Annotated in this window: 16 protein-coding genes; 6 read left to right on the plus strand and 10 right to left on the minus strand. The window is 70.7% G+C overall.

What is annotated here, in order from left to right; all coding sequences use genetic code 11:
- Positions 1-12: 12 nt before the first annotated feature.
- The 5 genes from EV671_RS22765 to EV671_RS22785 are packed head-to-tail and all read right to left on the minus strand — an operon-like array spanning position 13 to position 4,475.
- Positions 13-849 (minus strand): urease accessory protein UreD, encoded by an 837-nt coding sequence (locus tag EV671_RS22765; RefSeq protein WP_243655853.1) that lies wholly within the window; start codon positions 847-849, stop codon positions 13-15.
- Positions 842-1,489: an urease accessory protein UreG gene (gene ureG, locus EV671_RS22770; protein ID WP_132576135.1), complete on the minus strand. Its 648-nt coding sequence runs from the start codon at positions 1,487-1,489 to the stop codon at positions 842-844. Before ureG ends, EV671_RS22765 begins: the two co-directional genes overlap by 8 nt.
- Positions 1,486-2,172, minus strand: coding sequence for an urease accessory protein UreF (locus EV671_RS22775; protein ID WP_132576137.1), 687 nt, complete (start codon positions 2,170-2,172; stop codon positions 1,486-1,488). Before EV671_RS22775 ends, ureG begins: the two co-directional genes overlap by 4 nt.
- A 58-nt stretch (positions 2,173-2,230) precedes the next feature.
- Complete coding sequence (gene ureE, locus EV671_RS22780; protein ID WP_132576139.1) at positions 2,231-2,869, minus strand: urease accessory protein UreE; 639 nt, start codon at positions 2,867-2,869, stop codon at positions 2,231-2,233.
- 19 nt (positions 2,870-2,888) lie between these two features.
- Entirely contained in the window at positions 2,889-4,475 is a 1,587-nt protein-coding gene (locus EV671_RS22785) for an amidase (protein ID WP_132576141.1), read from the minus strand.
- A gap of 73 nt (positions 4,476-4,548) precedes the next feature.
- On the opposite strand from EV671_RS22785, the gene EV671_RS22790 reads away from it, so the two are divergent.
- The 4 genes from EV671_RS22790 (at position 4,549) to EV671_RS22805 (ending at position 7,076) form a co-directional block, all read left to right on the plus strand.
- Entirely contained in the window at positions 4,549-4,773 is a 225-nt protein-coding gene (locus EV671_RS22790; RefSeq protein ID WP_132576143.1) for an AbrB/MazE/SpoVT family DNA-binding domain-containing protein, read from the plus strand.
- A complete protein-coding gene (locus EV671_RS22795; RefSeq protein ID WP_132576145.1) occupies positions 4,770-5,168 on the plus strand; it encodes a type II toxin-antitoxin system death-on-curing family toxin in 399 nt (132 codons plus the stop codon). The genes EV671_RS22790 and EV671_RS22795 overlap by 4 nt, the downstream gene beginning before the upstream one ends.
- A gap of 4 nt (positions 5,169-5,172) precedes the next feature.
- A complete protein-coding gene (locus tag EV671_RS22800; protein WP_132576147.1) occupies positions 5,173-5,985 on the plus strand; it encodes a crotonase/enoyl-CoA hydratase family protein in 813 nt (270 codons plus the stop codon).
- 101 nt (positions 5,986-6,086) lie between these two features.
- Positions 6,087-7,076, plus strand: coding sequence for a dienelactone hydrolase family protein (locus tag EV671_RS22805; protein ID WP_132576149.1), 990 nt, complete (start codon positions 6,087-6,089; stop codon positions 7,074-7,076).
- 14 nt (positions 7,077-7,090) lie between these two features.
- Here the strand turns inward: EV671_RS22805 and EV671_RS22810 are convergent, their stop codons facing one another.
- Genes EV671_RS22810 through EV671_RS22825 form a run of 4 tightly spaced genes read right to left on the minus strand, consistent with a single transcriptional unit; the run spans position 7,091 to position 10,018 of the window.
- Entirely contained in the window at positions 7,091-7,936 is an 846-nt protein-coding gene (locus tag EV671_RS22810) for a DMT family transporter (RefSeq protein ID WP_132576151.1), read from the minus strand.
- A 53-nt stretch (positions 7,937-7,989) separates the two neighbouring features.
- Positions 7,990-8,265 carry a hypothetical protein gene (locus EV671_RS22815; RefSeq protein WP_132576153.1) on the minus strand — a complete coding sequence of 92 codons (276 nt, stop codon included), beginning with the start codon at positions 8,263-8,265 and terminating at the stop codon, positions 7,990-7,992.
- Positions 8,266-8,313: 48 nt separating this feature from the next.
- Positions 8,314-9,252: an HD-GYP domain-containing protein gene (locus tag EV671_RS22820; RefSeq protein WP_132576155.1), complete on the minus strand. Its 939-nt coding sequence runs from the start codon at positions 9,250-9,252 to the stop codon at positions 8,314-8,316.
- A 58-nt stretch (positions 9,253-9,310) separates the two neighbouring features.
- Entirely contained in the window at positions 9,311-10,018 is a 708-nt protein-coding gene (locus tag EV671_RS22825) for an AraC family transcriptional regulator (protein ID WP_132576157.1), read from the minus strand.
- Between the two features lie 43 nt (positions 10,019-10,061).
- Between EV671_RS22825 and EV671_RS22830 the strand changes: the two genes are divergently transcribed.
- Entirely contained in the window at positions 10,062-10,688 is a 627-nt protein-coding gene (locus EV671_RS22830; RefSeq protein WP_132576159.1) for a LysE family translocator, read from the plus strand.
- Positions 10,689-10,772: 84 nt separating this feature from the next.
- Positions 10,773-12,362 (plus strand): oleate hydratase, encoded by a 1,590-nt coding sequence (locus EV671_RS22835; RefSeq protein ID WP_132576161.1) that lies wholly within the window; start codon positions 10,773-10,775, stop codon positions 12,360-12,362.
- A gap of 31 nt (positions 12,363-12,393) precedes the next feature.
- Here EV671_RS22835 and pepF read toward each other — a convergent pair whose 3' ends face one another.
- Positions 12,394-14,253, minus strand: coding sequence for an oligoendopeptidase F (gene pepF, locus EV671_RS22840; RefSeq protein WP_132576163.1), 1,860 nt, complete (start codon positions 14,251-14,253; stop codon positions 12,394-12,396).
- Between the last annotated feature and the right edge of the window lie 286 nt (positions 14,254-14,539).

A 14,539-nucleotide genomic window follows, 5' to 3' on the forward strand; every position in this document is an offset into this window, starting at 1 on the left:
CGCCCGAGCCGCTCAGGTCGCCCAGATGCGCGGGTCGCCGCCCGGCAGAGCCCACAGCCGTTCGCGCCACAGCGCGCGCACGCGCCGCAGCGCCAGCGTCACGGCCTCGACCTCGTCGCCGACGACGCGGGCCAGCAGCACCGAGCCGCGTGCGCCGGCAAGATGGGTCAGGCCGCACAGCGGCAGCTCGGCGAGCCGCTCGCGCGCATCCGCCAGCAGCGCCTCGGCGCCGGCCAGCGTCGTCGTCTGCGCATAGGCCAGCGTACCCAGCACGCGGTGGCCCGCCAGCCCGCAGGGGCCGTCGAGCAGGGCCCGGTCGGCCGCGTCCAGCCAGCCGCGGTCCAGCCACTGGCCGCCGACCTCCAGATGCTGCAGCAGCCGGCCCTTGTCGAACGCCTGGCCAGCCGCCGGCAGGCCCAGGCCCAGCACCTCGCACGCGAACAGGCTGGCGCCCGGCGCGAGGCTCAGCCTCACCTCGTTGCGTGCCAGGCAGCCGGGGTAGGCCAGCGTCTCCTGCGGCAGCCATTCCAGCCGGGCGCCCTCGCCCACCCGGGCCACGACGACCTGGGCGGCCTCGCTGGCGTTGGAGCGGTAGAAGCGCGTCGCGGCGGGCGTCGTCACCAGCAGATGGGCACCTTCGGCCACGTCGATGTCGATGTCGAGCCGGTCGCCGCCGACAAGGCCGCCGGGCGGATGCACGAGCACGGCATGCGCGACGCCCTCGCCTTCGGGGTGGAGCGTCTTCAGCAGCCGCAGCGGGCCGTCGTGGCGGGCATGGACGCGGGTCGCGCCGGCTCCGTCGCGGGCCGCGGCCAGCGTCAGCCGTGCCGGCCAGCGGGCCTCAGACAAGCAGGCCCTTCTTCTCGATGAAGGCGACGACTTCGGCCAGGCCTTCGCGGGTCTTGAGGTTGGTCATGACCCAGGGCTTCACGGGCCGCATGCGTGCGGTGTCGCTGCGCATCACGCCGAGGTCGGCGCCGACATGCGGGGCCAGGTCGGTCTTGTTGATGACGAAGAGGTCGCTCTTCGTGATGCCGGGGCCGCCCTTGCGCGGGATCTTCTCGCCGGCGGCCACGTCGATGACGTAGATCGTCAGGTCACTGAGCTCAGGGCTGAAGGTGGCGGCAAGGTTGTCGCCGCCGCTCTCGACGAAGACGATGTCGGCATCCGGGAACTTCTCCAGCATGCGGTCCACGGCCTCGAGGTTGATGGAGCAGTCCTCGCGGATGGCGGTGTGGGGGCAGCCGCCCGTCTCCACGCCCATGATGCGTTCGGGTTCCAGCGCGCCGGCCACGGTCAGCAGGCGCTGGTCTTCCTTGGTGTAGATGTCGTTGGTGACGACGACGAGGTCCCAGCGCTCGCGCATGCTTTTGCAGAGCATCTCGACGAGGGTGGTCTTGCCCGAGCCCACCGGGCCGCCGACGCCGACGCGCAGCGGCGGCAGTTTCTTGGTGCGATTCGGAATGGCGTGCAGCGGTGCGGTGGTCATGAGCGGAACAGGCGTGAATACTGGGTTTCGTGGCGGGCGCCGTGGACGCCGAGCAGCGGCGCGAAGGCCATCGGCTCCGGCGCGGCGATCGCGACCACCACGGCCTGTGGAATGCCTTGCACGAGGCGTGCCAGCAGACGCTGGCCGGCGGTCTGGCCGAGAGGCACGCAACGCACGGCAGCCTGCATCAAGTTCTCGGCCCAGCCGAAGGCGATGGCCTGCAGCGCCGGCTCCAGCGCCGCATCGCGCGAAGCGGCAGCGGCCCCCATGACGACCGGCCAGGTGGCTGCGGGCCTGAGGCCTTGCAGCAGCGGCAGCACAGGCGCATCCGGCAACAGGCCCTGCATCCAGACGAGCAGGCTGCGGCCCATCTGCTGAGCCTGCTGCAGGCTTTCGGCCGTCTCGCGGGTCTGCAGCACCCAGGCGTTGAGTTCGGCAAGCCGCGCGCCATCGAGTGCCAGCGTCGCCGCATGGGCGGCCGCGGCCACCGGCAGCTCGGCGCGGGCCTGCACGAGTTCGAGCTGGTTCAGCAGCCAGGCGCCGGCGCTGGCCTCGTCGTACACGACGCCGGCATCGACCGCCGCCTCCAGGCCCTCGGAATAGCTGAAGCCGCCGACCGGCAGGGCCGGCGACGCCAGCCAGAGCAGGTGCAGCAGCGCGGGCTCATCCCCGCGGGCCTGCATGCCCGCAGTCCTTTGCCAGACACAAGGCGGTCCGCAGGGGACTGCCTCGTGTCCGGGCTCAGTGCTTGTGGTCATGGCCGTGGTCATGGCCGCAGCCGGGGCCGTGCACATGGCCTTCGTCGTGCGCCTTGACCGGAATGGCCAGCGGCTTACGTGCGGGCGGCTCAGCGGCATGCCCGTGGTGCTCGTGGGCATGGTCATGCCCATGATCGTGGCCGTGATGATGGTGGCCGTGGCCGCCCCCCTCGCCATAGGCCCCGCCCTCGGGCTCGAAGGCGGCCTGGGCCTCAGTGACGATGAGGTGCTGGCGGCGCAGCATGTCGGCCAGCACGGCATCGGGCTCGAACTGCAGCAGCTCGGGGCTCAGCTCCAGCGGCACATGGCGGTTGCCGAGGTGGTAGGCGGCGCGCAGCAGGTCGAAGGGCGAACCATGCTCGGCGCAGTGGCGCACCTGCAGCACGGGCTGGGCTGCGGCGACGACGCGCAGCAGCGTGCCGTCCTCGGCGACGAGCACGTCGCCGCCGCGCAGTGCGGTGCCGCGCGGCAGCACGACGCCGATCTCGCGGCCCGTGGAGTCGGTGGCGGCGAAGCGGCTCTTGCTGCGCGTGTCCCAGTCGAGTTCGAGGGTGGGGGCGCGCTTGACGAGGACGGCGGCGAGGCCGGCGCCGCCGGCGATGCGTTTGGTGGCGTGGATCATGACGCCAGTGTGCACGACATCAACCGGCGTTGGCCTTGAACAGCGGTTCCCGGCGCAGCTTCGTGCGCTGCTCGTAGTCTGCCGCCAGGGCCAGCAGCTTGGCGTCCGTCCAGGCCGTACCGAAGAAGCTCAGGCCCACGGGCAGGCCGCTGACCTGGCCCATCGGCACGGTCACATGCGGATAGCCGGCCACGGCGGCGGGCGTGGTGGCGGCGGGCGTGGTGTCCTGGTCGCCCTTGACGACGTCGGTGAGCCAGGCCGGGCCGGAGGTGGGCGCGACGATGGCGTCGAGCCTGTGCGCCTTCAGCATCGCGTCTATGCCCTGGGCGCGCGCGGCGCGCTGGCCGGTGGCGAGGGCCTTCAGGTATCTGGGCGCCTTCAGGCCGCCAGCCTGCACGGACGCGACCGAGGCCTCGAACCATTCCTGGCCGAACAGCGCCAGCGTCTCGGGGTGGGCCTGGTTGAAGGCGACGAGGTCGGCCAGGGTCCTGAAGGGGCCGCCGGGCGCGAAGTCGCGCAGGTAGTCGGCCATGGCCGGCGCCATCTCGTTGGTCATCACTTCCAGCTCGCCCGCGCTCATGGCCGGCAGCTGCGGCAACTGCGCGCGCACCAGCGTCGCGCCGGCGGCTTCGAGCGCCTGCAACGCGGCATCGAACAACGCGACGGTGGCGCGGCCATGGCCTTCGACGAGGTTGGTCGCCACGCCCAGGCGCCGCCCCTTCAGCGCGCCGGCGGGCAGCTTCAGCAGCGCGTCGCGGTCGAAGCGGCCCTGCTGGGCGCGCGTGGCCGGGTCGGCCGGGTCCACACCGGCCAGGGCCCAGAGCAGCAGGGCCACATCGGCGACGCTGCGGCACATGGCGCCGGCGGTGTCCTGCGAGAACGCGATGGGCACGATGCCGTAGCGCGACACCAGGCCCAGCGTCGGCTTGATGCCCACCAGGCCCTGCACGGCAGCGGGCGACGTGACGGAGCCGTCCGTCTCGGTGCCCACGCCCAGCAGCGCGAGGTTGGCCGCCAGCGCCGCGCCGGTGCCCGAGGAGGAGCCGCTGGGCGTGCGGTCCAGCGCATAGGGGTTGAGCGTCTGGCCACCGCGCGAGCTCCAGCCGCTGACCGAGGCCTTGCCGCGGAAATTGGCCCATTCCGACAGATTGGTCTTGCCGAGGATGACGGCGCCCGCTTCGCGCAGCCGCGCCACCAGCGTCGCGTCGCGCGGCACTGGCACGCCGGCCAGCGCGATGGAGCCGGCCGTGTTGGACATGCGGTCGTGCGTGGCGATGTTGTCCTTGATGAGCACCGGCAGGCCGTGCAGCGGGCCGCGCAGCTTGCCGGCGGCGCGCTCGGCGTCCAGCGCGGCGGCGAGCGCTTCGGCATCGGGGTTGAGCTCGATGACGCTGTTCAGCTTGGGGCCGGCGCGGTCCACCGCCGCGATGCGGGCGAGGTAGGCCTGCGTCAGCGCCAGCGATGTGAGCTCGCCCGCGGCCATCCGCCGGCTCGCATCGGCGGCGCCCAGCTCGGCCCAGCGGAAGCCGGAGCCGGTCATCGCTGCGGAGGCCGTGGCGGCGGCCGAGAGCGCCGGCGCGGCGCTAAGGAAGTTGCGACGTTTCATGTCGGAGATGCTCCTGGCTTGTGATCGCAGAGGGCGCCGGTTAGTATTACAGACGTTATAACGGAGTCAATCCATGAGCGCACTCAAACTGACCCAGATCGGCAACTCGGTGGGCGTCATCCTGCCCAAGGAAGTGCTGGCGCGGCTGAAGGTGGAAAAGGGTGATGTGCTCTATCTCTCCGAAGCCGTCAACGGCGTGCTGCTGACGCCCTACAGCCCCGAGTTCGAAGAACAGATGGACGCGGCGCGCGACATCATGAAGAAGCGCCGTGCCGTGCTGCACGAGCTGGCCAAATGAGCGGGCCGCCGCGCCAGTGGCGCTGGCTGAATGCCGACGTATTGCAGGCCGTGCATCTGGAGCAGCTCGCCGAGCACGGCGGCGCGCCCGGCACCCGCGATGAAGGCCTGTTCGAGTCCGCTCTCGCCCGGCCGCAGAACCTGGCCCTGTACGGCGAGCCCGACGTCTTCGACCTCGCTGCCGCCTACGCCGTGGGCCTAGCCAAGAACCACCCCTTCATCGACGGCAACAAGCGCACCGCCTATGTCGCGATGGAACTCTTCCTGGTGCTGAACGGCTGCGAGCTGACGGCCGACGATGCCAGCGCCACGCTGACCATGCTCTCCGTCGCCGCCGGCGACATCGACGAACCCACGCTCGCGCAATGGCTGCGCCAGCACACCGCAAACCGCTGAACCCATGCAACTCGAAACCCTGACCCTCTCCGTCCAGGACCATGTCGCCACCGTCCGCCTGAACCGGCCCGACAAGGCCAATGCGATGAACTCGACGATGTGGCAGGACATCCGCCTCGCCTTCGACTGGCTGGATTCCCAGGCCCAGGCCCGGGTCGCCGTGCTGGAGGGCGAAGGCCGGCACTTCACCGCCGGCATCGACCTGCAGATGATGATGGGCCTGGCACCGCAGATCCAGGACCCCTGCGACGGCCGCACCCGCGAGGGCCTGCGCCGCGTCATCCTCGACATGCAGGACACGCTGACCAGCCTGGAGCGCTGCCGCAAGCCGGTGCTCGCGGCCATCCACGGCGCCTGCGTGGGCGGCGGCATCGACCTGATCTGCGCGGCCGACATGCGCTACTGCAGCGCCGACGCCTATTTCTCAATCAAGGAGATCGACATCGGCATGGTGGCCGACGTGGGCACGCTGCAGCGCCTGCCCAAGATCGTCGGCTCGCAGGGCCTGGTGCGCGAGCTGGCCTACACGGGCCGCCGCGTGGAGGCCGCCGAGGCGCGCGAGATCGGCCTCGTGAACCGCGTGTTCGACGGCCGCGAGGCGCTGCAGGCCGGGGTGCACGAGATCGCCGCGGCCATCGCCGCCAAGTCGCCGCTGTCCATCCGCGGCACCAAGGAGATGCTGAACTACGCCCGCGACCACTCGGTGGCCGACGGCCTCAACTACATCGCGACCTGGAACGCCGCGATGCTGATGAGCGAGGACCTGACCCAGGCCATGATGGCCGGCAATGGCGCGGCGCCCGCGTTCCGCGACTGAGCCGGCGGTCGCTGACACCGGCATCGGCGACAGGCAAATCCCGAGAGCACCCCCAGCACCACGGTGTTAGGTTGACGCCTCCAACTCAGACGGAGGCAAAAATGGCTTGGCAAGGCTTGAAGGCAAAGGGTCTGGTGGCGGCGCTGGCCGCCGTGGCGGCTTTGGCCGCGTTGCCGGCGCGTGCGTCGGATGAGAGCGGCCTGGGTCTGGGCTCAGGCCACTCGGCGCCGCCGGAAATCTCCTTCATCCAGTTCCAGTCGCCCAACCTCGCTGCGCCCGGCACGATGCTGACCATCGAGGGCAAGCTGAGTCTGCCGCGGCATGTCGGCGAGCGGGGCGAGGCCAGCCGGCGCAAGCTGCCGGCAGTGCTGATCCTGCACGGCTCGTCGGGCGTCGACTCGCGCGGCGACTTCTACGAGGCCGCGCTCAATGCCGCCGGCATCGCCACGCTGCAGATCGACATGTGGCAGGCGCGCGGCATCAGCGGCGCCGGCCAGCGGCCCGCCGCCCCCATCCTGACCTATCCCGATGCCTTCTCGGCCCTCGCCTTCCTCGCGAAGCAGCCGGGCATCGACGGCAGCCGCATCGGCGTGCTCGGTTTTTCCTGGGGCGGCCTCGTTAGCATGGGCACGGCCGAGCGCCTGTACGCAGGCCAGTTTGGCGGCGGCCTCACGTTCAAGGCCCATGTGGCGCACTACCCGGTGTGCTACGCCTGGAACAACACGGCGCTGCTCGCCGCGGTGCACAGCACGCCCGCGCACTACGGCGTGCAGTGGCTCAACCTCACCGGCGCGCCGGTGCTGATCGAGGTCGGCACCAAGGACGACTACGACAACGGCAGCGCCCCCTGCGAGGCGCTGGCGCAGTCGGTCAACGCCAGCAACGGCGGCATCGTCAGCGTGAACGCCTACCCCGGCGCCACGCATGGCTGGGACCGGCTGATGGTGCCGATGACCGTGGCAGACCCCTTCGCCAACCAGGGAAGCTACTTCAGCACCGGCGTGCCGCCGACGGTGCACTTCACGCCCGATGTCGAGCAGGCCTACCTGTCACGCTCACGCGTCGTGCGCTTCTTCGCGAAGCATCTGTAGCCGCGAGCTGACGCTCAACCCGCCGCGCGGCTGCCCCAGAACGCCGCGCCGACGATCATCACCGCGCCCAGGGCCAGCGAGGCCGTCAGCGCCTGGCCGGTGACGACCAGCACCACCGCGGTCGACAGCAGCGGCGTCAGGAAGGCCAGCAGGCCGATGCGCCGCGGGTCGCCCGCCTTCAGCGCCGCGTCCCACAGGAAGAAGGCGCCCCCCAGCGGCCCCAGGCCCAGCGCCGCGATCAGCAGCAGGTCGCGCGCACTCAGGCTCACTGCAGGCTCCCACAGCGCATGGCAGGCCAGCGCCAGCAGGCCCGACACCGCCGCGAAGCTGCCCACCGCGCTGGTCGGGAAGGCCGGCACGCGGCGCGTCAGCAGCGAGTAGCTGCTCCACACCAGCGCCGAGCCCAGGGCCAGCCCGTAGCCGGCATGCCAGCCGCCGGCCAGGCTGGCGCCGGAGCGCCCGAGGATGACCACCGCCGCGCCGGCGAAGCCCAGCAGCGCCGCGCCCAGCTGGCCCGCCCGCCAGCGCAGGCCGGGCAGCAGCAGCGGCGCCAGCACCACCATGCCCAGAGGCCAGAGGTAGTTGATGAGATTGGTCTGCAGCGCGGGCGCCGTGCGCAGCGCGATGAACAGCAGCAGGTGGAAGCCGAACAGGCCGTAGACGCCCAGCGCCAGCGTGCGCCAGGGCAGCGCCCAGGCGCGCAGCCTGAAGCGCGACAGCGGCAGCGCCAGCGCGCTGCCCACCAGCAGGCCCAGGCCGGTCAGCAGGAAGGGCGGCACATGCGCGAGCGACACGCCGAGCGCGGCGAGCGAGGCCCACATCAGGATGGCCCCGAGGGCCAGCAGGTCGGCATTGGTCATGCCGGCCAGTCTCGGGCCGGCGCCGTCGCGCAACGCCGGCCGGTCGTCGCGGATCAGCGGCTCTGCTGAGCGTCGAAGTAATAGGTCTGGCGTTTGCGCGGCGAGAGGTAGTCGTACACCGGCTGGGGCAGCTGCTGGGGCTTCAGCGTGCGGGCGATGCTGACGTCGGGCTCCAGCTCCAGCTCGACCAGCACGGCGCTCTCCTTGGGCACGCTCGGGTCGTAGACCAGCACCGTGGGCTTGAGCGGCCGGGTGCTGTTGACCGACGTGACGATGCCCATCGAGTCGTTCGACAGCACGACCAGGGTGCCGGGCGGATAGACGCCCATGCAGCGCACGAAGGTGGACAGCGCCGTCGCGTCGAAGCGCGAGCGCTGCTACGCATACAGCACCGACAGCGCCTCGTGAGGCGTGAGTGCCTGGGCGGGGTTGTTGGGGTTGCAGAGGTTGTCGTAGGCGTTCACCAGGCCCACCATGCGCGCCAGCATCGAAATGGTCTGGCCCTGCAGGCCCTTGGGGTAGCCGGTGCCGTCCATGTGCTCATGGTGCTGGGCAATGATGGTCGTCGCCTCGCTCGAAAGGCCCAGCTTGCGCGCGATGTCCATGCCGTAGACGCAATGCTGCTGGTACAGGCCGCGTTCCGGCTTGCTGAGCACTTCCGTCTTGCGCACCAGCGAGTCGGGCAGCTCCAGCTTGCCGATGTCGTGGAAGAGCGCGCCCACGCCCATCACGCGGATCGCCTCGGGCGGTGCCTTCAGCTCCTTGGCCAGCATCATCGCCAGCAGCGTGACGTTCAGCGCGTGGTGATAGGTCTCCTCGCCGCCGATCTTGTCCTTCATCAGGTTGATGGCGACGTCTGCGTCCGTCAACATCGAATCGGCCATCGTCTTGATCAGGGCCAGCCCCTCCTCGCGCGCCTGTTCGGGCCGGGCGAACACGTTCTGCGTCATTGCCTTGAGGGCCCGCGCCGCCGACAGGAATTCGCGCTCGCAGGCCGCGGCCCGCTGCTGCTGGGCCAGCAGCCGCTCGATGCGGGCCCGCTTGGCCGCGTAGGCGGCGTCGTCGCCCGGCGAATGCGGCGGCGGAGGCGGCGGCTCGGCCGGCAGCGCCAGCGGCTGCGCATCGCTCTTGGCCGGCGAATAGCGGATGCGCTCCAGGCCCAGGGACTGCAGCGTCATGATCTGCTCAAGGCTCTTGATCTTGAAGCTCGAAAACGTGAACGGATGCTGCGTCCAGGGCAGATCCAGGTGCACATGCAGCCCGATCAGCAGTTGCGCGGGTGAGATAAAGGCGTCGTCGCTCATGAGCATCGTCATCACCAGGGATGACGGATTCTGACCTCTAGCCCCGCTGCGCGAGCCTTCCGGAACCGGGTCAACGCGTGCCGGAAAGCACGCTGTCGCGCCGCAGCGCCGCGGTCAGCGCCGACGGCGACTCATAGCCCACGCGCTGCGCGACCACCCCCACCGCCAGGCCCGCCGCGCGCAGCTCGCGCGCGCGGTCCAGCCGCTGGACGCGCAGCCACTGCATCGGCGTGAGCCCGGTGGCGGCGACGCAGCGGGCGCGGAACTGGCTCTCGGCCAGGCCGGCCCGCGCGGCCAGGTCGGCCACGCTCAGCGGCGCGGCCAGGCGCGTCTGCGTCCAGCGGCGCAGCGCCGCCCAGTCGATGGCGCGGCCCTGGGCGGCGGCCTGGGCCACGTTGCGCCCCCAGGCCTGCAGCAGCAGCTGGGCGCCCAGTTCCGGCGACACGGCCAGGCCCTGGCTCAGCGATGCGGCCAGGAAGCGCGCCAGATGGTCCACCGCCTGCGCATGCAGGGGTTGCAGCAGGCAGCCGAGCCAGGCCGGGTCGGCCGAGTCCAGCACCAGGCAATGGCTGCCCTGCGGGGCCTCGAAGTCGTGCCGCTCGCCGGGCGGGATCAGCAGCCCCTGCCCCGCCGCCACGCGCCGGCCGCGGCCCTCGACCTCCAGCTCCAGCGCGCCATCCAGCGTCCACAGCAGCTGGGCGTGGTCATGGGCATGGCGGCCATGGGCGGGGCCGTAGTGGCGCAGCGTGAGCAAGGGGCTGGGGCGTTGAGGCGTCAAGGCTGCCAAGCGTACAGGTACAGGCGCCGGCTAGCATCGCGCCATGCTCAGCCTCGCCCAAGCCCTCGCCTTCCTCGCCGCCGCCCTCGTGCTGACCGCCACGCCGGGGCCGGACAACCTGATGGTGCTCGGCATGGGCATGTCGCGCGGGCGGCGCGCGGGCATGGCCTTCGGCCTCGGCTGCGCCTTGGGCTGCCTCAGCCACACGCTGCTGGCCGTGGTGGGCGTGAGCGCGCTGGTGGCCGCCTCGCCGCTGGCCTTCGGCCTGCTCAAGGGCATAGGCGGCGCCTACCTCGTCTGGATGGGCGTGCAGGCCTGGCGGCATGCCGGCCGGGTGGCGGTGGGCGGCGCGGCGGGCGATGGCGCGTCGCTGCGCCAGCTGTTCGCGAAAGGGCTGGTGGCCAATGCCATCAACCCCAAGGTGGTGCTGTTCTTCCTGGCCTTCCTGCCGCAGTTCGTCGTCGCGCAGCAGGGTGCCGTGCCGCTGCAGCTGGGGCTGCTGGGCCTGATCTTCACCGCGCAGGCGGCGCTGCTGTTCGGGTTGCTGGGCTGGTTCTCGGGCAGCGTGGGCGCCTGGCTGAACCGCCGGCCCGCCGTCGGCCCCTGGCTGGACCGCCTGGCTGGCACGGTCTTCGTCGGCCTGGGCCTCAGGATGATGGTGTCGCGCTGAGCTTGACGGGGATCAGGGCCCGCGCCACCGCCGCGGCCTAGAGTCGCCGCAAGACGGACTCCCGCGGCACAGGCCGCCCTCTCCATGCTCGACCCCAAGAACGCCGACGTCTGGCTCGTCGGCGGCGGAATCGCCTCGATGGCCGCGGCCACCTTCCTGATCCGCGATGCCGGCATGCCCGGCGCCCGCATCCACATCCTCGAAGAGCTGGGCATCGCCGGCGGCTGCCTGGACGGCAGCGCCTCGCCCACGCAGGCCGGCTATGTGACCCGCGGCGGGCGCATGCTGTGCGAGGAGGTCTACCAGTGCCTGTGGAACCTGCTCGACGGCATCCCCTCGCTGGAGCAGCCGGGGCTGTCGGTGCGGCAGGAGATCGCCGCCTTCAACGACCAGGTGCGCACCGAAGCGCATGCGCGCCTGATCGGCCAGGGCCCGCGCATCCTCGACGCCCGCCACTACGGCCTGGACGGCCGTGACCGCGCCGAGCTGACGCGGCTGCTGGCCACGCCCGAGGCCCTGCTGGGCGCACGGCGCATCGACGAACTGTTCTCGCCGCATTTCTTCCAGAGCAACTTCTGGCAGATGTGGCGCACCACCTTCGCCTTCCAGGACTGGCACAGCGCCATCGAGCTGCGCCGCTACTTCCTGCGCTTCCCGCAGGAGTTCCCGCGCATGCACACGCTGGCCGGCGTGCGCCGCACGCCCTACAACCAGTACGACTCCATCGCGGTGCCGCTGCAGCGCTGGCTGATGGCCCAGGGCGTGGACGTGCGCTTCGGCCACCGCGTGACCGACATCGACTTCGACCAGCGCGACCCCGCCCAACGCCGCGCCACCCACCTGCATGTGCAGACCGCCCGCGGCCGGCAGACCCTGGCGCTGGCCGCGGGCGACGCCTGCTTCGTCACGCTGGGCTCAATCACGGCCGACGCCACCTACGGCAGCAACACCGAGGCACCGGAGCTGATCCGCGACCGCCGCGACGGCGCCTGGTCGCTGTGGGAGACGTTGGCGCGCAAGGCCGACGACTTCGGCCGCCCGCACAGCTTCTTCAACGTGGACGACAACAAATGGGAGTCCTTCACGCTGACGATGCACGGCCGCACGCTGCTGGACCGCCTGATCGAATTCAGCGGCAACCAGCCCGGCACCGGCGCGCTGATGACGCTGGTGGACTCCAACTGGCTGATGTCTCTCGTCGTGCCCCACCAGCCGCACTTCCCCGGCATGCCGGCCGACACCTACACGGCCTGGGGCTACGGCCTCTTCATCGACGCGCCGGGCAACTTCGTGGCCAAGCCCATGGCCCAGTGCGGCGGCCACGAGATCCTGGACGAACTGCTGCAGCACCTCGGCTTCACCGACATCCGCGATGAGGCCCTGGCCAGCACCGACGTGACGCCCGTGATGCTGCCCTACGGCTCGGCCATGTTCGCGCCCCGCAAGCCGGCCGACCGGCCGCAGGTGCTGCCCGCGGGCGTGGCCAACTTCGCCTTCCTGGGCCAGCATGTGGAGCTGCCGGACGACACCGTCTACACGGTGGAGTATTCGGTGCACTGCGCGATGCACGCGGTGTACCGGCTGTTCGGCGTGGACAAGCCCATCCCGCCGATCTACCAGGGCCTGCACGACCCCAAGGTGGGGCTGGAGGCGCTGGCGGCGGCGTTCGGCTGAGGACGGCAGCCACGGGCCACCGCCCCGACGGTCAGCCCTTCGTGGCCAGCAGCGCCTCCATTTCGTCCATGATGGCGTCCATGCGCTTGATGACGGCCTGGTAGGGCGCCGGGCTCGCCATGTCCAGGCCCGCGTTCTTCAGCGCCTGGTAGGGCGCCACCGAACCGCCGCCGGCCAGCAGCTTCAGGTAGTTCTCGCGCGCGCCGGGCTTGGCCGCCAGGATGTCCTCGGCGAAGTGCAGGGCCGCGGTGATGGACGTGGCGTACTGGTACACGTAGAACGGCCGGTAGAAGTGCGGGATGAAGGCCCACTCCTGGCAGTACAGCGGGTCGATCTGCATGACCCCGGCCGCATCGCCGTGGTAGTCCTTCAGCAGCTTGCAGTAGATCTCCGTCATGCGCTTGCCGTTCAGCGCCTCGCCCTTGGCCGCGGCATCGTGGGTGTTCAGCTCGAACTCGCCGAACATGGCCTGGCGGAAGAAGGTGCCGCGCAGGCGCTCCAGCGCATAGCCGAGCTGGTAGAGCTTCTCTTCCTTGCTGGCGGCCTGGCCGCGCATGTAGTTGCTGAGCAGCACCTCGTTGGCGGTGGAGGCGATCTCGGCGATGAACGTTGAATAACCCGCCGTCTCATAGGGCTGGGCGCGGTTGGCCATGGCCGTGTGCATCGCGTGGCCCCACTCGTGCGCGAAGGTGCTGACCGACTCGAAATCGCCCTGGTGGTTCAGGAACACGAAGGGCGGCGCGCCATAGGCGCCGTCCTGGTAGGCCCCGCCGCTCTTGCCCGGGCTGGGGAGTGCATGCATGGTGTTGGCCTTGAACGTGGTCTTCAGCAGGGCCTGGTAGTCCTCGCCCAGCGGCTTGGTGGCGGCGAGCGTCAGCGCGGCGGCATCGTCCAGGCTGTAGGTCTTCTTCTGCGTGACCAGGGCCGGGTAGATGTCGTAGTAGTGCAGGTCCGGCAGGCCCAGCATCTTCTGGCGCAGCTTGAAGTAGCGGTGCAGCGTGGGCAGGCCCTTGTGCACCTCGGCCACCAGCGTGCGGTACACGGCCTCGGGCACTTCTTCCCCGCCCAGGCTCATGGCCACGGCGCTGGGGTAGTGGCGCAGCTTGGCCATGATGGTGTCGTCCTGCACCACATTGCCCAGCGTCACGCCGTAGGTGTTCTCGTACTGGCCGATGGCGCCGAAGAAGGCGTCGAACACCTGCTTGCGCACCGCGCGGTCCGGGTTCTGGCGCAGCAGGCCGTATTTGGTGTCGTCCAGCCGCTCCGTCTTGCCGTCCACCGTCAGCTCGGGCCAATGGGTGTCGGCGTTGAACAGCAGCGTGCGCGCATCGCCCGTGGCGCCGCGTACCGGCGCCAGCGCCGCGATGACGGCTTCGCTCTCGGCGCTCAGCGTGTGCTTGGCCTGGCGCAGGCTGTTGCGCAGGTGCTCGGCATGTTTTTTGAGCCCCGGCTCGGCCTTCAGATAAGCCGCCACCTTGGCCTCGCCCAGCGACTGAAGCTCGGGCTCCACCCACGCGAGGGCGCTGCCGAATTCGCCACCGAGCTGCCCGGCCAGGCTGCTGCGCTCCTGGTTCTTGGCGTCGCGGTTGTCGGTGGACTGCTTCATGCTGGCGTAGACGCGCAGCCGGTCGAAGCGCAGGTTGGCCGCGCTGATCGCATCCAGCCCGGCCAGCAGGCTCTTGGCGCTCTTGCCCAGCGTGCCCTTCAGCGCGGCGAGATTGGGCAGGTCGGCCAGCAGGGATTTGCGGGCGGTTTCCCAGTCGGTGTCGCTGGCGTAGAGGGGGCTCAGGTCCCAGACGGCGGGGAGTTGGTCGGCATGCACGGCGGCTGGGCCGCCGAGGGCCAGGACCAGGCTGAGGGCCAGGGCGCGGGGGAGGGTTGAACGGTTCATCACAGCACGGGTTGAAATGAATGGAACCCGTGAGTGTCCTTAATCAGACCGGGGCTGTCCGAAGTGACGCCGGGTAAGCCCTGAGTCGATGCGGCAGCTGCGGGCCGGGGCCGGGATCGAGATTCGCAACCGGACCCGTGGTGGTTGATGCCAGGCGAGAGCCGAGTGGCCCCCTCCGGCTCAGCGCATCACCCCGGCGGCCACCCAAAGTGCCCCACTTATGGCCACTCAAACTGCTCCACCTGGCCGGGGTGAATTGACCCGTTGAACACGGTCGGTCAGGCGC

The sequence above is a fragment of the Roseateles saccharophilus genome (assembly GCF_004342485.1).
GTDB lineage: Bacteria > Pseudomonadota > Gammaproteobacteria > Burkholderiales > Burkholderiaceae_C > Pelomonas > Pelomonas saccharophila.

Excerpts from the sequence above, each read along its gene's own strand:
- EV671_RS22800 (WP_132576147.1), top strand. The coding sequence starts at position 5,173 with ATGCAACTCGAAACCCTGACCCTCTCCGTCCAGGACCATGTCGCCACC.
- ureG (WP_132576135.1), bottom strand. The coding sequence starts at position 1,489 with ATGACCACCGCACCGCTGCACGCCATTCCGAATCGCACCAAGAAACTG.
- EV671_RS22785 (WP_132576141.1), bottom strand. The coding sequence starts at position 4,475 with ATGAAACGTCGCAACTTCCTTAGCGCCGCGCCGGCGCTCTCGGCCGCC.
- EV671_RS22830 (WP_132576159.1), top strand. The coding sequence starts at position 10,062 with ATGCTCAGCCTCGCCCAAGCCCTCGCCTTCCTCGCCGCCGCCCTCGTG.
- EV671_RS22805 (WP_132576149.1), top strand. The coding sequence starts at position 6,087 with ATGGCTTGGCAAGGCTTGAAGGCAAAGGGTCTGGTGGCGGCGCTGGCC.
- ureE (WP_132576139.1), bottom strand. The coding sequence starts at position 2,869 with ATGATCCACGCCACCAAACGCATCGCCGGCGGCGCCGGCCTCGCCGCC.
- EV671_RS22815 (WP_132576153.1), bottom strand. The coding sequence starts at position 8,265 with ATGGGCGTCTATCCGCCCGGCACCCTGGTCGTGCTGTCGAACGACTCG.
- EV671_RS22775 (WP_132576137.1), bottom strand. The coding sequence starts at position 2,172 with ATGCAGGCCCGCGGGGATGAGCCCGCGCTGCTGCACCTGCTCTGGCTG.
- EV671_RS22795 (WP_132576145.1), top strand. The coding sequence starts at position 4,770 with ATGAGCGGGCCGCCGCGCCAGTGGCGCTGGCTGAATGCCGACGTATTG.
- EV671_RS22810 (WP_132576151.1), bottom strand. The coding sequence starts at position 7,936 with ATGACCAATGCCGACCTGCTGGCCCTCGGGGCCATCCTGATGTGGGCC.
- EV671_RS22820 (WP_132576155.1), bottom strand. The coding sequence starts at position 9,252 with ATGACGATGCTCATGAGCGACGACGCCTTTATCTCACCCGCGCAACTG.
- EV671_RS22790 (WP_132576143.1), top strand. The coding sequence starts at position 4,549 with ATGAGCGCACTCAAACTGACCCAGATCGGCAACTCGGTGGGCGTCATC.
- EV671_RS22835 (WP_132576161.1), top strand. The coding sequence starts at position 10,773 with ATGCTCGACCCCAAGAACGCCGACGTCTGGCTCGTCGGCGGCGGAATC.
- pepF (WP_132576163.1), bottom strand. The coding sequence starts at position 14,253 with ATGAACCGTTCAACCCTCCCCCGCGCCCTGGCCCTCAGCCTGGTCCTG.